This window comes from Ruegeria sp. AF5, from assembly GCF_056541905.1.
The window spans coordinates 329,405-346,941 of record NZ_JBQFYZ010000003.1; the positions used below are offsets into that span (position 1 = coordinate 329,405).

The 17,537-nt window shown below is 54.8% G+C and carries 17 protein-coding genes; 9 read left to right on the plus strand and 8 right to left on the minus strand.

Annotated elements, in window-relative coordinates; translation table 11 throughout:
- The gene (locus ACR0DS_RS07880; RefSeq protein ID WP_267366696.1) at positions 1-831 is read left to right on the plus strand and encodes an ABC transporter ATP-binding protein; all 831 of its coding nucleotides are present in this window, start codon (positions 1-3) and stop codon (positions 829-831) included.
- Between the two features lie 138 nt (positions 832-969).
- On the opposite strand, the gene ACR0DS_RS07885 is transcribed toward ACR0DS_RS07880, so the two are convergent.
- Positions 970-1,323, minus strand: coding sequence for a hypothetical protein (locus tag ACR0DS_RS07885; RefSeq protein ID WP_480480909.1), 354 nt, complete (start codon positions 1,321-1,323; stop codon positions 970-972).
- A gap of 507 nt (positions 1,324-1,830) precedes the next feature.
- Between ACR0DS_RS07885 and ACR0DS_RS07890 the strand changes: the two genes are divergently transcribed.
- The 4 genes from ACR0DS_RS07890 (at position 1,831) to ACR0DS_RS07905 (ending at position 5,186) form a co-directional block, all read left to right on the plus strand.
- Positions 1,831-2,214, plus strand: coding sequence for a hypothetical protein (locus ACR0DS_RS07890; protein WP_480514494.1), 384 nt, complete (start codon positions 1,831-1,833; stop codon positions 2,212-2,214).
- 215 nt (positions 2,215-2,429) lie between these two features.
- Positions 2,430-3,440: a branched-chain amino acid ABC transporter permease gene (locus tag ACR0DS_RS07895; RefSeq protein ID WP_267366195.1), complete on the plus strand. Its 1,011-nt coding sequence runs from the start codon at positions 2,430-2,432 to the stop codon at positions 3,438-3,440.
- Positions 3,437-4,750, plus strand: coding sequence for a branched-chain amino acid ABC transporter permease (locus tag ACR0DS_RS07900; RefSeq protein WP_480480904.1), 1,314 nt, complete (start codon positions 3,437-3,439; stop codon positions 4,748-4,750). The genes ACR0DS_RS07895 and ACR0DS_RS07900 overlap by 4 nt, the downstream gene beginning before the upstream one ends.
- Before the next feature lie 181 nt (positions 4,751-4,931).
- Positions 4,932-5,186: a hypothetical protein gene (locus tag ACR0DS_RS07905; protein ID WP_209503910.1), complete on the plus strand. Its 255-nt coding sequence runs from the start codon at positions 4,932-4,934 to the stop codon at positions 5,184-5,186.
- A gap of 32 nt (positions 5,187-5,218) precedes the next feature.
- On the opposite strand, the gene ACR0DS_RS07910 is transcribed toward ACR0DS_RS07905, so the two are convergent.
- Positions 5,219-6,766: a helicase HerA-like domain-containing protein gene (locus ACR0DS_RS07910; protein WP_480558379.1), complete on the minus strand. Its 1,548-nt coding sequence runs from the start codon at positions 6,764-6,766 to the stop codon at positions 5,219-5,221.
- A gap of 432 nt (positions 6,767-7,198) precedes the next feature.
- Between ACR0DS_RS07910 and ACR0DS_RS07915 the strand changes: the two genes are divergently transcribed.
- On the plus strand, positions 7,199-7,777 hold the full coding sequence (locus ACR0DS_RS07915; protein WP_480480900.1) for an invasion associated locus B family protein: 579 nt from the start codon (positions 7,199-7,201) through the stop codon (positions 7,775-7,777).
- A gap of 48 nt (positions 7,778-7,825) precedes the next feature.
- On the opposite strand, the gene ACR0DS_RS07920 is transcribed toward ACR0DS_RS07915, so the two are convergent.
- From ACR0DS_RS07920 to ACR0DS_RS07935, 4 genes are read right to left on the minus strand one after another with little or no spacing between them, the layout of a single operon-like run.
- Complete coding sequence (locus ACR0DS_RS07920) at positions 7,826-9,034, minus strand: beta-ketoacyl-[acyl-carrier-protein] synthase family protein (RefSeq protein WP_480558377.1); 1,209 nt, start codon at positions 9,032-9,034, stop codon at positions 7,826-7,828.
- Between the two features lie 9 nt (positions 9,035-9,043).
- Positions 9,044-9,301, minus strand: a complete 258-nt coding sequence (locus ACR0DS_RS07925) for an acyl carrier protein (RefSeq protein ID WP_171723262.1) — start codon at positions 9,299-9,301, stop codon at positions 9,044-9,046.
- 32 nt (positions 9,302-9,333) lie between these two features.
- The gene (locus ACR0DS_RS07930) at positions 9,334-10,425 is read right to left on the minus strand and encodes a UDP-3-O-(3-hydroxymyristoyl)glucosamine N-acyltransferase (protein ID WP_480485621.1); all 1,092 of its coding nucleotides are present in this window, start codon (positions 10,423-10,425) and stop codon (positions 9,334-9,336) included.
- 34 nt (positions 10,426-10,459) lie between these two features.
- Positions 10,460-12,067: a L,D-transpeptidase family protein gene (locus tag ACR0DS_RS07935; protein ID WP_480558375.1), complete on the minus strand. Its 1,608-nt coding sequence runs from the start codon at positions 12,065-12,067 to the stop codon at positions 10,460-10,462.
- A gap of 353 nt (positions 12,068-12,420) precedes the next feature.
- On the opposite strand from ACR0DS_RS07935, the gene mepK reads away from it, so the two are divergent.
- Together mepK and ACR0DS_RS07945 are read left to right on the plus strand one after the other, a co-directional pair.
- A complete protein-coding gene (gene mepK / locus ACR0DS_RS07940) occupies positions 12,421-12,990 on the plus strand; it encodes a peptidoglycan L,D-endopeptidase MepK (protein ID WP_480480893.1) in 570 nt (189 codons plus the stop codon).
- Positions 12,991-13,489: 499 nt separating this feature from the next.
- Positions 13,490-14,848: a tyrosine-type recombinase/integrase gene (locus tag ACR0DS_RS07945; protein WP_480558373.1), complete on the plus strand. Its 1,359-nt coding sequence runs from the start codon at positions 13,490-13,492 to the stop codon at positions 14,846-14,848.
- Positions 14,849-14,864: 16 nt separating this feature from the next.
- On the opposite strand, the gene ACR0DS_RS07950 is transcribed toward ACR0DS_RS07945, so the two are convergent.
- A complete protein-coding gene (locus ACR0DS_RS07950) occupies positions 14,865-15,077 on the minus strand; it encodes a hypothetical protein (protein WP_480558371.1) in 213 nt (70 codons plus the stop codon).
- Positions 15,078-15,493: 416 nt separating this feature from the next.
- Here ACR0DS_RS07950 and ACR0DS_RS07955 point away from each other — a divergent pair, with 416 nt between their 5' ends.
- Complete coding sequence (locus ACR0DS_RS07955) at positions 15,494-16,084, plus strand: NUDIX hydrolase (RefSeq protein ID WP_480558369.1); 591 nt, start codon at positions 15,494-15,496, stop codon at positions 16,082-16,084.
- On the opposite strand, the gene ACR0DS_RS07960 is transcribed toward ACR0DS_RS07955, so the two are convergent.
- Positions 16,081-17,283, minus strand: coding sequence for a putative PEP-binding protein (locus ACR0DS_RS07960; protein WP_480558367.1), 1,203 nt, complete (start codon positions 17,281-17,283; stop codon positions 16,081-16,083). The genes ACR0DS_RS07955 and ACR0DS_RS07960 overlap by 4 nt on opposite strands.
- Positions 17,284-17,537 lie beyond the last annotated feature (254 nt).

Below are 17,537 nucleotides of genomic sequence, written 5' to 3' on the forward strand. Positions count from 1 at the left end.
ATGAGCGACAACCCCTATCAGGACGACAAGGGCAACAAGGACGCATCGATTACCAACACGCAAGGTATCGGAACAATGACGCCTGCCCATCGTAAAAGCGGGACGACTCATCGCGTTGAAGGCGGCCCGTTTCTGATCGGCGACACCATGACCGGCGGTTATGGCAAAGGCCCGGATATCCTGCATGACTGCACCATTGCCGTGGACAAGGGTGAGATCGCCGTTATCGTCGGCCCCAACGGTGCGGGCAAGTCAACGGCGATGAAGGCCGTGTTTGGGATGCTGGATGTGCGCGCCGGCTCTGTACGTCTAGACGGCGAGGATATCACCAGCCTCACCCCACAAGATCGCGTGATCCGCGGTATGGGCTTTGTTCCTCAGACATCGAACATTTTCACCTCGATGACTGTCGAGGAAAATCTGGAAATGGGTGCCTTTATCCGTCACGACGATTTCTCGGACACGATGGAGCAGGTCTATGATCTGTTCCCAATTCTGCGTGACAAACGCAACCAACCTGCCGGCGAACTGTCTGGCGGTCAGCGCCAACAGGTTGCCGTGGGTCGCGCGCTGATGACGCAACCCAAGGTCCTGATGCTGGACGAGCCCACCGCAGGTGTCTCACCCATCGTGATGGATGAGCTTTTTGACCGCATCATCGAGGTCGCACGCACCGGCCTGCCGATCCTGATGGTTGAACAAAACGCCCGCCAGGCACTGGAGATTGCCGATAAGGGATATGTGCTGGTTCAGGGGCGAAACGCCTATACCGGTACGGGCAAGGAATTGCTGGCTGATCCGGAAGTGAGAAAGAGTTTCTTGGGCGGTTGAGGATGAGACGGCGCACAAACTCCCATTTGGTGCGCACCGTCCTCCTCATTCTAGCAGTGGGTTCGCAGAAACACGTTGCTTCAAGGAAAACAGTGTAGAAAATCACTGCATAACTAAGTGCAACCGCCTTCCTAATTCTCACCCCGCCGGATTGCTACAATATCCGGAGTCATTCGCGGCATGTGGACCTTTGACCGACATGTCATAGTGCAGGTTATCGAAATCCACCACAAAGGTCACCACGTCCTGATCCATGATATGCAGGAAGGTGAGCGAGTTCAGACCGGGAATAATCTGCGCCTCGCCCTTGATGTTTTCGGCCACGATGAACCCCTTGTCCGTCTCACCCGACCGCGCCAGAGTCACCGATCCCCCGTTTTTGTCGGAGAGGCAATTGACGACAAAATCCGCGCCATTCAGCGGGTCGTCGATTGCAGCTTGTACGAATGTGGGCATCAACAGGCCAGCCGTGATCAGCGCGGTAAATCTCATGAGTTTCTTCCTTCGGTTACTTATGCCTGCCCTCGCGCGCTATTACGCTCGCGAGATCAGCCTTATATTTCGGTACTGGCTGCGCTCGACAATCACATCTTCCGCAGCTCAACGAAGTGAACTTAGGAAAAACCCTTTCGTATCATAGACCTGAACCAGCTATTTCACCGGAACTTGAGGCCAGGTGAGGTGGTGTGCGCTCAGCTTGAGACAAAAACAATCTGGGGCCCTAGATTGGCAGACAAAACGGCCCGGCGCGGGTCACTTTGAACCTGAATCGCTCAACCCATGTCTGATTGTGTTTTCAATATGTCAGGATAATGGTGCGTTAAATTTGAGGACGTTAAACATGACTATTATTTATTTGTTTTAATGGCTCTTTCACGAGACCAAATCGGTTATTTTCACGCGTGATTCAAAGGGCAAAAAACACGCTTAAGTTCAATTTGTGACATAATGGAGCTTTAGGCGGGCCATCCACGCCGGTCGGGCCATATTACTGAACCAATGGCTCGACAGTTCGAAGGCGAATGCAAAATCGAAGACAAGGACCCGCAGACTATGAAACTCTGGATCGCTTTGCCGCTTGCCCTATTTTCGGCCACTCAGGCAGTAGCCGAAGAACGCCACCTATTGTGCACCTCCGACCGCGACGGCAGCGAAATCCGCCTTAGCCGTGCCGCGGACGGTGACAAAGGTAACATTGAAACCCCAATAGCCGCAGGCGATGCTGTGATCCTCAAAGGCGTGGGAAGCATGACGTTCATGTATATCGAAGGTCAGAACGTGATGACGCTGGTGGTTCAACTTGACGACATGTCCTATGATCTGTCTGTCAAAGGTCCCCATGCCGACGAAGATTTCGGCAAATGCCAAGACGTTCAGGCGTGACTTTGCATCCAAGCAATACTGCCGGGTGGCCACGCTGACCTCAAAAGTCGCGCGGCTTCACCTGCGCGTTTGGTTCTCGGAAACTCACAAGCCTTGCTGGTTCCGCGTTACCCTGGCAAAAAACGTTCGCCCAATTCGTTGAAAACCATAGCCGTGTGTTGAATTACCAATGGTACACATGCCATAAAGCCGCACCCGGACAGTGAGAAGAATTCATGGATTTACTGAACGCGTTGGTCACACTGGCCAACTTTGTCATCGTGCCTGCGATTGCCTATGGCAGCCAGCTGGCATTGGGAGCGCTTGGCGTGACCCTGATCTACGGCATCCTGCGGTTTTCGAACTTTGCCCATGGTGACACCATGGCCTTTGGGGCGATGATCGCTGTGCTTGTCACTTGGGGCTTACAGGCCGCTGGTGTCAGCTTTGGGCCGTTGCCGACTGCCCTGCTCGCCCTGCCCTTTGCCATCCTTGGCTGCATCCTGCTGGTGTTGGTCACGGACAGGCTGGTCTACCGCTTTTACCGCGAACAAAAGGCCAAGCCGGTTATCCTTGTGATCGTATCAATGGGTGTAATGTTCATCATGAACGGTTTGGTGCGCTTTATCATCGGGCCGGATGACCAAAAGTTTTCGGACGGTGCAAGATTCCTGATATCCGCGCGGGACTTCAAATCCATGACAGGCCTACAAGAGGGGCTGGCTATCAAGACCTCGCAAGGGATTACACTGATAGTGGCCGTTATTGCCGTGGCCTTGTTGTTCTGGTTCCTCAATAAAACACGAACCGGGAAATCGATGCGCGCCTATTCCGACAACGAGGATCTGGCGCTTTTGTCCGGCATCAACCCTGAACGTGTTGTGATGATCACCTGGATCATCGTGGCCGCCTTGGCGACCACAGCGGGTGTTCTTTACGGGTTGGACAAGAGCTTTAAACCCTTCGTCTATTTCCAGCTTCTGCTGCCGATATTCGCTTCGGCCATCGTGGGTGGCCTTGGTAACCCACTGGGCGCAATTGCCGGCGGGTTCATCATCGCGTTTTCCGAGGTGACGATCACCTATGCCTGGAAAAAAGTACTGACCTATGTGGCCCCCGAAAACCTGGAGCCGTCCGGATTGGTCCAGCTCCTGTCCACCGATTACAAATTCGCTGTCAGCTTTGTCATCCTGCTGATCGTGCTTCTGTTTAAGCCCACGGGCCTGTTCAAGGGAAAAGCAGTATGACCGAATCTGTCAAAAACACTCTGCTTTTCATAGCTGTTGGCAGTCTGATTCTGCTGACCGGTTTCACGCAAAGTTGGAACACTGCCGTTCTGATCCTGAACATGGGGCTGATCTCGGCCATCATGGCGATCGGTGTGAACCTGCAGTGGGGCTTTGCGGGCCTGTTTAACGTAGGGGTTATGGGCTTCGTCGCGCTGGGTGGTCTGGCCGTGGTTCTGGTTTCGACAGAGCCTACTCCGGGCGCCTGGGGCGCAGGCGGTTATGGTATCGTTCTGTCCTTGCTACTGGGGGCTGCCACCGTTGTTGCAGCCGTACTGGTGGCAACAAGAATACCCAAAGGCCGGGTGCAAACGCTCACAATAATCACTGTCCTTATCGTCGGCTTCTTCCTCTACCGGGCCGTGTTCGACCCCAATGTTGCTGCGGTCGAGGCCATTGACCCGGCGATTGCCGGTAACATCGGTGGACTGAACCTGCCCGTTCTGCTGGCCTGGCCTGCCGGAGGTCTGCTGGCTGCCGGGGCGGCGTGGCTGATTGGCAAAACCGCGCTAGGGCTGCGGTCAGATTATCTGGCAATTGCCACACTGGGTATCGCCGAGATTATCATCGCCGTCATGAAGAACGAGGACTGGTTGGCCCGCGGCGTGAAGAACGTCTATGGCATCCCGCGTCCCTCCCCGGTTGTCGGGTATGAAGTTGACTTGCAGCAAGATCCGGCTTTTCTTGCCCGCGCCGAATGGCTGGGGCTGGATCCGGTCACTGCATCCACCCTCTCGGTGAAACTTGGGTATTCGCTGCTGTTCATGCTGGTTCTTCTGGTGCTGCTCTGGATGGCGCAAATGGCGCTGAAAAGCCCGTGGGGCCGTATGATGCGCGCAATCCGCGACAATGAAATTGCAGCCGAAGCGATGGGCAAGGACGTCACCCGTCGCCACTTGCAGATTTTCGTATTAGGGTCGGCCATTTGCGGCATCGCAGGCGCGATGATGACCACTCTGGACGGACAGCTGACGCCGGGCACTTACAATCCGCTGCGCTTTACCTTCCTGGTTTGGGTCATGGTGATCGTTGGCGGTTCGGGCAACAACTTCGGGGCCGTTTTGGGTGCGTTCCTGATATGGTTCTTGTGGGTTCAGGTCGAACCGATTGGCTTGTGGTTGATGAGTGTTATCACTGCAGGCTTGCCGGATGGCAGCGCGCTGAAGGCACATCTTATTGATAGTGCCGCACATATGCGCCTGTTCACGATGGGCCTGATCCTGTTGATTGTTCTCAGATTCAGCCCAAGGGGTCTGATCCCCGAGAAATAGGTCCGCGCCACGTTCCAATGCGCAAAACCGCGCCACTTATCTGGCGCGGTTTCTTGATTCTTAAGGTTTTTCTGAATAAACGAACCCACCACAGTGTTTTCGATTTGCGGCAGGTTGCTGGCACTCACCCTCGCCTATGCCGTTTCAATCGATCAACAAGACGAGTAGACAAGAGTAGAAAATGAAAGCACCACATCTGAAATCACTCATTCTGTTTCCGGCTATTGCGGTTGCGGTATCCGCTTGTGTCCCCAGCCCCGAAGATCTTGAGACGACGCCCGTCAAGGTTCAGACACCTAAAGGTGTCGTGACCTGTCAGTTGTATCGTCAGGATCGCGTGACCTGGGACCGTGCAATCGACTTCCCAGCCACGAAGATGTCTGTTCCCGAGGCTGACGCCTATTGTCGCCAGGAAGGCCAACGCCGACTGAAGTAAACGCTGTAGCGCCCACCAAGGACGCTACGTTTTTACCTGTTGCGAAACAATCCGCCGAGGATACCGCGCACGATCCGGCGCCCGGTTGTGCCCTTAAGCTCTTTGATCACCGCTTCGGTCATTGCCGTGGCAAACGTGTCCTGCTTGCGCTCAACCCGGGAGGAGGACCGGCCGACCCGGCTGCCCGAATATCTGCGGGCCGAAGAATATTCGCGTTCGATCGGCGATTGCGCTTCAAGAACTTCGTCGGATTCGGCCAGTTCTGCGGCATTGGCCGCAGCTTGGGCCCGCGCCTGAAGAATCTCGAAGGCAGATTTTCGATCTACGCTCTTGTCGTATTTTCCTGCCATCGCCGAGGCGGCAAGGATATCCCGGCGTTCGGCATCTGAAATTGGCCCCAGCTGAGATCCCGGCGGACGAATAAGCGTACGCTCGACCACGCCCGGAACACCTTTCTTTTGCAGCATTGAGGTGACGGCCTCCCCCACACCGACTTCGCGAATTGCCGTTTCCGTGTTAAAAGTCGGGTTCTCGCGATAGGTTTCAGCGGCCAGCCGCAGGTTCTTTCGGTCCCGCGCCGTGAATGCCCTTAATGCGTGCTGAATACGGTTGCCCAGCTGTCCAAGAATATCTTCCGGGATATCGGCGGGGCTTTGAGTAATGAAGTATACACCCACACCCTTTGAACGGATCAGGCGGGCGACCTGTTCGACCTTGTCCACCAGAACCTTTGGCGCATCGTCGAACAACAGATGGGCTTCGTCAAAAAAGAACACCAGCTTTGGTTTTTCGGGGTCTCCGACCTCTGGCAGCTCTTCGAACAGTTCACTCAACAGCCACAACAGGAACGTTGCATATAGCCGTGGGGCTGCCATCAGCTGGTCTGATGCCAGAATGTTCACCATTCCGTGCCCGTTTTCGTCAGTTCGCATCAGATCGGCCAGATCCAGTGCAGGCTCGCCAAACAGCTTTGTACCACCCTGATTCTCGAGGACCAGCAGACGTCGCTGAATCGCCCCAATCGAGGACGTGGATACATTGCCGTATCGCAATGACAGTCGCGCCCGATTCTCTCCGATCCAGACCAGCAGCGCCTGTAGGTCCTTAAGGTCCAGCAACGGCATCCCTTCTTCGTCGGCCACGCGGAATGCGATATTCAGGATACCTTCCTGCGCCTCGCTCAACTCCAGTAACCGCGACAGCAACAGCGGACCCATTTCCGTCACCGTCGTGCGCACTGGATGGCCCTGTTCACCGAACAGATCCCAGAATGTCACCGGGCAGGCAGAATAGGCAAATTCCTCGAACCCGATCCGACTGGCCCGGTCCTGAAAGGCCTGATGCAGTTTGTGGGCCTCGCTTCCGGGAAGGGCCAGACCAGACAGATCCCCTTTCACATCCGAGAGGAATACCGGGACACCCGCCTGAGAAAAACCTTCTGCAAGAATCTGCAACGTCACGGTTTTGCCGGTACCGGTTGCCCCGGCAATCAACCCGTGGCGGTTGGCATATTTCAACGCCAGTTCCTGCGGCTGGCCATAGTTTTCACCGCCACCGCCCAAAAAGATATTCGTGCCCATTAACATTGCCTTATTGTTCACCGATCTGCCGCCAGCATACAAAGTTAACCTTTGACTGCGATAGTCTATTTGCCTTGCATTGCGAGGCAGACTTCCTCCCTGTCGACTGGCCGTGCCTGCTGGCACGGCCTTTTTGGTTTGGCCATCGGATTATTATTCTGGCGCATAGATTAAAAAATGAGGATAGCTGTTGACCCGTGTGCGCCCCTTCCGTAGGGTTTGCGCATAAATAAGTCGGCCAGTCCGACGGGGAGAAACTTATGGGGAAGGGAGCTGGTCGAACAGCTCCCTTTTTCTAATCTCCGAAGGTGCGGTTCCAGGCCTCAGGCAAGAATCCGTTCACGTTCGCAAAGGCTGTTCTGTTAGTGCCTGACACTGGTTCAGAAGAGTGTTAAACGAAGCAAAAAGATCAATCATCAACCCGAGGCATTCATGTTCAAGAAAATCCTCTCGTTCAACACGGTCGCCGCTGTTCTGCTATCCGGCGCAGCGTATGCACAAGACACAACCACAACCGCGCCAGACGCCGGTCTGGACCTTGGTCAGGAAGGCCCCCGGGTCGGAGAACAGTTCGTAAAGGAAGAATTCGGCGATTGGGACGTATCCTGTATCAAGGCACAGGAAGGCGAGGATCCTTGCGCCATCGTTCAGGTTCTGGAGGGCAAAAATGGTGATCCGATCGCAGAAGTATCCATCGGGAAACTGCCAGAAGGTGGGGCAGCCGTTGCTTGGGCAAATGTGATCGTACCCCTCGAAACTCTGCTGCAAGCGCAACTGGCCCTGTCAATCGATGGCGCGCCGCGTAAATTGTACAACTATCACCAATGCGTTCCCGTGGGCTGCATCGCGCAACTGGGTCTTAGCCAAGGGGATATCGACGCGATGAAAGCTGGAACCAAAGCGACGTTTTCACTGGTTCCCGCCCGTTTCCCGGATCAGGTTCTTGAAATGGACATGTCGCTCTCCGGCTTCACATCGGGCTTTGACGCTCTGAACGTCAACACAAACTAAGAAAAAACATCCGTGGAAGCCGCCGTTTTATTAACGGCGGCTTTTTCACTAAACCCGCTTCAGGGCCAGTACGGCATTCAACCCACCAAAGGCGAATGCGTTGCTAAGCGCGACGTCGACCTTTGCTTCGCGTGCTTCGTTCGGTACCACGTCCAACGCGCATTCCGGGTCCGGTTCCTCATATCCAATCGTCGGTGCAATGACACCGTCCCGCAGTGCCATGATGCAGGCCAGCAGCTCAACAGCTCCGGTCCCGCCTATCAGGTGGCCGTGCATGGACTTCGTGGACGATATCATCAGATCGTCTGCGTGCGGCCCAAACACGTCGGCCACGGCTGCGCATTCGGTCTTGTCATTTGCAGCTGTTCCGGTGCCATGCGCGTTGATATAACCCACATCTTTTGCGTTCAACTTCGCATCGGCCAAGGCACCGGCCATGGCACGCGCGGCCCCTTGTTTGCTGGGCATCACAATGTCCGAGGCATCCGATGACATGGCAAAGCCGACAACTTCGCACAGTATTTCGGCCCCTCGGTCGCGGGCGTGTTCGTATTCCTCAAAGACAAAGACGCCAGCCCCTTCGCCCTGCACCATTCCGTTGCGGTTGGCACTGAACGGGCGGCACGCGTCTTTCGACATCACGCGCAGACCTTCCCAGGCTTTTACACCGCCGAAACACAACATCGATTCGGACCCGCCCGTAACCATGACCGGAGCCGCGCCGCTGCGCACCATCTGAAAGGCCTGAGCCATCGCATGGTTTGATGACGCACATGCTGTCGACACGGTGAAACTGGGGCCCTTCAGGTTATGTTCCATTGAAACATGACTGGCGGCTGCATTGTTCATGAGCTTTGGAACGACAAAGGGGTGTACCCTGTTCTTCCCATCCTCATAAACAGAACGGTAATTGTCATCCCAAGTCGAAACACCACCACCCGCGGTTCCCAGAACAACACCTGATCTTGCTGCCAACTCGCCGTGAAACTCGATGCCCGACTGCTCAATCGCCTCTTTGGCTGCCGTCAGGGTGAATTGCGTGAAGCGGTCGTACAGCGACATCTGCTGTCGGTTGAACCGCCCTTCCGCCTCGAAACCCCGGACCTGTCCGCCGATCTTGATGGCCAACCGATCAACATCCCGGAATTCAAGTTCCGAAATACCACAACGACCTTCGCGCATTGCTTCCAGCGTGTCAGGGACCGAATGGCCCAGCGAATTGATCGTACCTGCTCCGGTAATGACAACGCGTTTCATGAGCGTGTGTCAGACCTTTTCCGACACAAGCTTTTCGATCCCAGAGATGATCGCGGCCACATTGGAGATATCGAAGTCATTGGCCTCGGGCTCGTTGGCATTGAAAGGAATCGAAATGTCGAACTCTTCCTCGATGGCAAATATGCTTTCGACCAGCCCGAGGCTGTCGATACCCAGATCTTCCAGCGTGCTTTCGGGCGTTACATCCGATGGCTCCAGAACGGCCTGCTCTGCAATGATCGCGATGACGCGGTCGCTGATGCTCATGTCGATCCCCTGATTATCAGTTTGAGGTTGATTTAATCGCTCGGGGTCTGTTTGAAAACAGCCTTTTTCAATGCCTCGACGTCGCGTGCCATACGGGGCAAACGCCGTTGTGCCTTGTAGATGTCCGTATGCGTTTCCATTTTGACTCCGGGATACCCCATGATCACGCGACCAGCGGGTACGTTGGACAGTATCTTAGTGCCGCCACCGGCAATAACCCCATCCCCGATGAAAATGTTGTCGACAACGCCGGTCTGACCGCCCAGAACCACGTTGTTTCCGATCTCAACCGAACCCGACACACCAGTCTGACCGCACAACAGGCAGTCCTGACCGACTCGGGTGTTGTGCCCGACATGGACCAGGTTATCCAACTTGGAACCGTGGCCAATATACGTATTTCGGATCGTGCCATTGTCGATTGTGCAATTCGCGCCAATTTCGACATCGTCACCGATTTCCACAGCACCCAGCGAGTGAATGCGCAGCCAGCTCTGAGCTTTGGCCTCACCCTGATCGCCCATTGTCTTGCGTACATTTTCGACGCCCGAGACTTCGGGGGTAACAAAACTGAACCCGTCCCCTCCGATCCGGGCACCGGGTTGCGCAATAAAACGATCTCCGATCTGCGCCCGTGCGCCAATGCTGACCATTTCGCGCAACACTGCCTGGTCGCCCAATATGGCGTCCATTCCCACGGTGCAATGTGCCCCTATGACAGAGCCTGCGCCGATCCGGGCGCGCGCTCCTACAACAACCAACGGTCCAATCGCCACGTCAGAACTGATTTCAGCTGTTGGATCGATCACGGCCGAGGGGTGAATCCCCGGCTCAACTCCTTGCCCACGGTCCAGCATGGAAGTGATGCCAGCCATCGCCATACGGGGACGTTTTACAAAAATCGCCGCACGCAATCCCATCGCCTGCCAGTCGGCGCCCTCCCAAAGGACGGCCGCACGAGCGGCTCCGTTGGTAAGCGCCTCGGCGTACTTCGGAGACATAGCCATCGCCAGATCTGTCGGGCCTGCATCGCCCGGTTCGGCGGCGCGCACAATCGTCAGGCCGCCATCGCCCTGACATTCGGCACCCAGAGACTCGGCAATCTGTTGTACGGTAAACTGCATGGCGGGCTTCCTTTTGGCAGGATTTGCCCTGTGCTTACCCCTGAATGTCCGGCAGGGCCACCCCTGCCTTTTGTAGGGCATCCCAAATCTTGCCGTCCCGCCCATAGACATCGCGACGATACTGCACTTCGCCTTTGGGCCCGATATAGGCCGTGCGGTAAATCAGATGCACCGAAACTTTCTGTTCCAAATTGACTTTGGTCTCTTTTCCGGTGTTCAGAACGCGATGGAAGAATGCCTTTGGATCTTCCTCTTGTTTGGCCAGCAAGGCGTAAGCAAATTCAAATGGCTGGGCCAAGCGGATACACCCATGTGAAAAGGCCCGAACTTCGCGCGAGAACAGATTTTTCTGTGGAGTATCATGCAGATAGATGTTGTGCTTATTGGGGAACATGAACTTCACCAGACCCAGCGCATTGCTTTGGCTGGGCGGTTGACGCATTGCGAAGGGAAAATTGCTGGTCGTAAACTGGGTAAAGTCCACCGCACCCCGATCGACCTGCCTGCCGCTTCTGTCAGTTATCAGAATATGTCCCACGGAATTCGGGTTTGATTGCAGTTTCGGAAGGTATTCCTTGGTCACGATCGAGCGGGGAACATGCCAGCTTGGGTTGATCACCATATGCTCCATCTCATCCGAAAATTCCGGACTTCTTCGATCATGCACATTTTTACCGATGACTGCGCGGGTTTCAAAAGTGACTTGCCCTTCGTCCACGATCTTGGCCGTGAAGTCGGCTTGGTTCACAAGGATATGACGCGTGCCGCGTTCCCGAGGCAGCCAGCGTTCGCGTTCCAACGCAACGTAAACGGCTTTCAACCGGTCTGTGGCTGGACGGTTAATTTCGGCAATCGTCCCCTTGCCCGCCACACCATCGGTTTCAAGCCCATGCGCGGATTGAAAGGCACGAACGCCTTCAAGCAACGCGCTGTCGAAAGACGGGCTAGCGGACGGTTTCATGTAACCCATCACCACCAGACGGTCGCGCAGCTTGACAACATTCGGTCCCGTGTCGCCGTATTCCAGTTTGTTTTCGGGAACTGTTGGCCCCCATCCCCCTTGAAACACCAGCTTTTCCAAGGACAGCTTCTGCTTCATCAATGCGCGGTATTGATGTGATTGCGGCGCCAAGACTGTAAAGTAGGCCGCGCCTTGAGTGCTTATTCCCTGCAAATGCTCAACTGTGCTGCGTCGTTCTACGGACCGAACCAGCCCATCATCCACACTGCCGGGCCGGATTGCACCCGCATAAAGCGCGTCAGCATATTCGACAAAGATACGGCTAAGTTCTGCTTCAACCGCACCGAGATCGCGCACCGAACGGGCCCTTTCCATCTTTTCCATCACGGCGACAACAGTCGGCTCGGCCTGTGGAAGGCCGTGCAGATGCGCATTCGTAAGCGCATTGATCAGCGCCGCCCGGCGTTGAGTGTGTTCAGGCGTATCGCCGACCCAAAGCGGCGAAAACCCGTTTGCCCGGTAGAACTCAACCAGTTGCGGCGCCTGCTGAGTATGTTCAGCCATCGCCATCTGAAACGCAGTTCCTGGCGCAGCTTCAGACGACACATTGGCGACGGATGCGGTAGCCACGAAACACGCGGCAAACAGGATGCTGGTACTGGTGCGGAGAACAGAAAACATAGGATGGCCTTGGAATTCAATAGTTTGAACTGGTGATTTATACGTCGAACAACTATGCAGTCGTGCCAGAACGCTTGTCCACTCACGATATCCTTACCAAATCGCTTCTTCGTGGGCCTGATGCGCGTTTGCATCGGCTGCGCGGCCCAAAGCCCACAACTGCGAAATATTTGTGATGCTCTGTGGCAAATGCGCAAAAAACTGCCGAAAATTCCCCCTTGAAAAGGTGAAAATGAAACACTTCTTGGCCGTCGATTCCGATTGTGCCATAAATCCCGCATCTGGGATGGGAATAATTAAGACAGTGCACGTAACATCGTGTGCAGGCAGGAACAGTACGGGACGAAACCAAAATGACAGAGAGCAGTTCCTCGGGCTTGACCCGGCGTGCCCTATTGGGAGCGTTTGCAGCAACGGCAGTCGTAGCAGCACCCACCTACTCCAACGCAGCAGGCTTTTTACGCGGTGGCGGCGATATTCGTCGCATTCGTATGTATTCCGGTCGCACTGGCGAACGGTTGGATATGATCTATTGGGTCGATGGTAAGTATATCAAGGACGCTGTCAAAGAAGTGAACAACTTCATGCGTGATTGGCGCACAGATCAGGTAAAATCCATCGATTTACGCACGATTGATATCATGGCGGCATCACACAGCTTGCTGGATGTCAACGAACCCTACATGCTGTTGTCCGGATATCGCTCACCTCAGACCAACGCAATGCTGCGTTCCCGATCCCGCCGTGTGGCGCGCAACTCGCTTCACATGGAAGGGCAAGCAGCTGATTTGCGCCTTGCCTCCCGCTCGGTATCGCAGATGGCCAAGGCGGCGATGTCGTGCCGCGCAGGCGGTGTTGGTCAGTATTATGGATCGAACTTCGTACACATGGATTGCGGCGTGGTTCGCACCTGGCGCGGGTAAAACCTGAACACATCGGTTCTGTTTGGAACTTTTGACTGACTGAGTTTCCCACTCGGTTTTCTAACATTTGTGGCGATTGGCGGCAGAGCCGCCAAATCAACTACTACAATAACTCCCGATACCCGACAGCGAATCCCTCCCTCAAATACTGCAACTCAGCAGTATTTTTGCACTCATGGGCCGTTGTGATGACTGCACGATCAACGCATTAAGCAATCCAATCGACAAGTCCGCTGTTCAGGGCTTCCGATTTCAATCCGACGTTGAATATTGGGTGGCGCACCTGAGAGGATTCGAACCTCTGGCCTCTGCCTTCGGAGCGGGTCTAATGGGCTTTCCGAAACATGCGATAGAGCCCGCTAGAGCACTATAATAATTGAAAAATTATAGACACGGTCAAGCGCCGCGCCGAAAGCTCTATCCGAGAATACGCCTTGGTTTCCGGCCGCGTGGTTGCGTCCTGCTTTCGTGAAACCGGGCCCCAAATGAGGGTCTGAGCATGCCGAAGCTCACGAAGCGATTTGTCGAAGCGGTCAAGCTGGGGCCAAAGGGCACGGCGGTCTGGGATGACGAGGTGACCGGCTTCGGGCTCCGCGTCTATCCCTCCGGAAAACGCAGCTACATCATTCAGTACCGCGCGCGGGGACGATGCCGCCGCTACACGATCGGCCGGCATGGAATCTGGACGCCGGAGATGGCGCGGCGGGAGGCGAAGGCTCTGCTCGGGAACGTCGCCCAAGGCAACGACCCGGCCGAGGAACGCGAGGAGGACCGGAGAGCGCTGACGGTCAAGCAGCTCTGCGAACAGTATATCGAAGACATGGAGGCCGGTCTGATCATGGGCAAAGGCGGTCGCCCCAAGAGAGCCTCGACGATCGAGATCGATGTGGGCCGCATCCGCCGACACATCATCCCCCTGCTCGGCACACGCCGCGTCCGCGACATCACCAAGCCGGACATGAACAACCTGATGAAGGACATCATCGCGGGCAAGACGCGTGTGGTAATGAAAACCGAGAAGCTGCGCGGTAAAGCCATCGTCCGCGGTGGGCGCGGAACGGCGATCCGCACCATGGGTCTGCTTGGCGGCATATTCTCCTATGCGGTGGAAGCTGGCGTGATCGATCACAACCCGACCCATGGCTTGCGCAAACCGAAGTACCAGGTACGCGACAGACGGCTGAGCGAGGCGGAATACCGGATCCTGGGCGGCATTCTGCGACAGGCGGAGAAGAGCGACCATTTTCGCCTGCACGCGGAGATCCTCTGGATCCTCGCCGTGACCGGCTGTCGACGCGGCGAGATCATCAATCTCAGATGGAGCGAGGTCGACATCGAAGGCAGCTGCCTGAGGCTGATCGACAGCAAGGAAGGCGCATCGGTGCGTCCCATCGGGCTTCCGGTGATCGAGTTCCTGGAAAGCAAGCGGTCATCGCGCAGCGGCACCTATGTCTTTCCCGGCCAGGGCATCGACAACGCGGTCGGCAACTTTCCCCAAAGCTGGAAGAAGCTCCTGACGGACACGCCGCTCTGGGATGTGACGCCGCATGTCTTGCGGCACAGCTTTGCCAGTATCGCGAATGACCTTGGCTTCACCGAGATAACGATCGCTGCCCTGATCGGTCATGCAAAAGGCTCGGTGACGAGCCGCTACGTGCACACGCTTGACTCGACACTGATCATGGCGGCAGATACGGTCGCGGGATATTTGAAGGCCTTGCTGGAGGGCGTCGAATTCAGACGGAACACCTACACGCGGGACCGGGAATCGCGAAAGTCAGCCATCGAGCACATGCTGATCGAGTCGAGGCCTGCGCCTAAGCCGAGACTGCTTGAATATCGAGACGCAAGCCACTGACAAAGAAGCGCTTGTATCAGTCACCCGGATACTGCCGTCGATAGCGCTCATCCGGCGAGACCCATTGCTTCAGGAACTCCAGCGGATCGAGCGTTCCCATCATGGATCGCGCTAGAACAAGACGTTTGGACAAGGCCTCGCGCCTGTCAGTCTCGATCCCGGCAAGACGCTCCTCCGCCTCTCGAAAAAAGCTTTGGATCGACATCGCGGCAGACCATTTCTGGATCACCTCAGACAGCTGTTCACGGCTTTGAGCAAGGGCTTAGTCCGCGTTCCGAAGATCCTCTTCGCGCTTCCAGAATTCTTGCCTTTCCTCCCGTTTGCGTTGCTTTCGGATGGCCGCCTCGGCCTCTGCGGTCTTGGACTAGAGGTCCCTGATGCCATGCTCAAAATTATGCAGCAAAACGTTTGCACAAGTCTAGGCCACCTCGCAGTTCGCTTTTGATGGCCTCCATGTCCGGCGGTACTGAACATCCGAAATTTGACAGTGCAGAGATAGCAGACGAAGTGCGCCGCTCCGCTCTTGCAGGCTGACTACAAACAAAAACCGTGATACCTAGGTTGCATTTGGCCGGTGTGTAGCAGAGCCATGGGCACAGCGCCGGAGACCGAACAGACCAACGAAGCGGCAAATGAGCGAAAATAATGACTTCCGACGACATCGAAAGACCGGTTTCCAATCAGCCAATCCCAAAAGATGCCGAACTTGTCTTCCAAGGTAAGCTCTTCGAAGTGTTTCAGTGGCAGCAAAAACAATTCGATGGCTCTACAAAGACCTTTGAAAAACTAAAGCGGCCAGATACTGTCGTAGTGGTACCTGTAACACCGCAAGGCACCATTCTGACAACTGAGCAAGAACAACCAGGTCGTAGTGCGTTTTATGGTCTTGTAGGCGGAAGGCAGGAAGCAAATGAAACGGTCTACCAAACTGCAAAACGAGAAATGCATGAAGAAATCGGGTACACTTGTGACGAAATTAAATTCTGGTTTGCCATACATCCTACGACTAAAATAGACTGGGTAGTGTACTATTTGGTTGCAAAAGGATGTATACCATCGGGCTCTAGACAAAATGATGCTGGCGAAAGAGTTCATCTTGTTGAGAAAACTTTCGACGACTTTCTTCAATTGGCTTTTGAAGACAGCTTCGTCGAGGTCGAGATAATCCCAGAAATGTTGAAAGCTCTCATTGATGACAGGAACTTTAATAACCTAAAAGCAAAAATACTAGGCTAAAACGCCGCCAACACACGCCTCCATTTTTCAATCCTCCGTGGCGAGACAACAACGGCATCAGGTGAGACCTCATGAATGTCCGCCGCGAGCGTCTCGGTGGGGTACAGATCTATGGCGATTGCAGCAGCAATTTCCCTTCGTTGCGCTGCAGAACAGACTTTTTTGGCTAATTCAACTACTTGGGGAAGTAATGCTGAATGAGGAGTGAACTCTTCATGATAGCGGTTTCTATCCCAAGCACTTGTGTACTGCGTCAAGTCATTCAACCCGATGATCGCGAACGCAGCCTCAGACAGAATTTCGTCTGCGTTCAGGCACGCCATAGGGGTTTCGAATTGCACCCCAGTTCTATCGGTTGACAGCGACAAAGCGAGTTTGGCAGCTTTGAGCTCCCCAATGGTGTTCACCATAGGCAAAACCACTGTGAAGTCGTTCTGCTCGATGTCGGAGATGCCCTCAAGAAATAGGGCTGTAACACTAGGCTCAGCCTCAAAAAGACGCACCCCCCGAACGCCCAAGGCGCTATTTGCGGTACCGTCAACTATATCGTTTTTTTCGTTTTGCATAGGAGAAGCGTCAAAGAACCTGAGCGGCAGAAGATTCTGCCTACAGTCAACTTTCCTAATCGCTTCGAGAATCTCGACTGCAGCAAGTCTTCTTTTGCCAAGAGCGCTCGCTAATAATGATGACTTGATCTCGCCAAAACCATCACACCCTTGGCTAACGGCAATACTGACGTCAGAGGGAGTATTTATTTGCGCAAGAACTTGGATTCTTCCGGTGGTCAACTCTCTTTTTTCTTCCCGCCGGCACAAGTCCCAAGCCTCGCGTTCGGCAGCGGCTATTCTTTCCTTGCCTCGTTCATAAGCAAATATTGAACCCGAGTCAAAGTCAATAAAAAGCGAAGAGGTTGGCAGCTCCAAGATTTGCCTTGTTGGCAGGGAGATCGCTGGTACGTCGTAGTAGCTACAGAGCCAATGTTGATGAGAATAAGGTCCGAAATCTTCTAGGATTGCAGCATGTGGGGTGTGTTGAGCACACACAGCTTCAATGGACTTCAAAGAGTCATGTCGCCTGATTATCAAAATAGTATCTGGGTTTTCCTCCGCAAGCGCTTCGGATACCGAAAGTGGCACGCCAAATGCAAAGCCTTTGGCAAAGGAAACACCTGGAAGGCAAAAAGTCTCTTGTTCAATCATCGTGTGTACCGATCATCCCCATCAAGGCCGTTCGCTTTGAACTTTAGTGTATGGACGACCATTGGTCATCGGGGCGATGGTTTGGGGATCCCGCGGATGTTGGCCCAAACCACATTAGGTTCGCTCAGTATTTTAGTTTTGTCTCCATTGATCGATCAGAACTTGCACCTCGCGCAAGCTTCAAACGATTTCGATGACGAGCGACTTGCCAGGGAATCAGACGTTCATACTGGTACCGCCCACAGTGGAAAGGC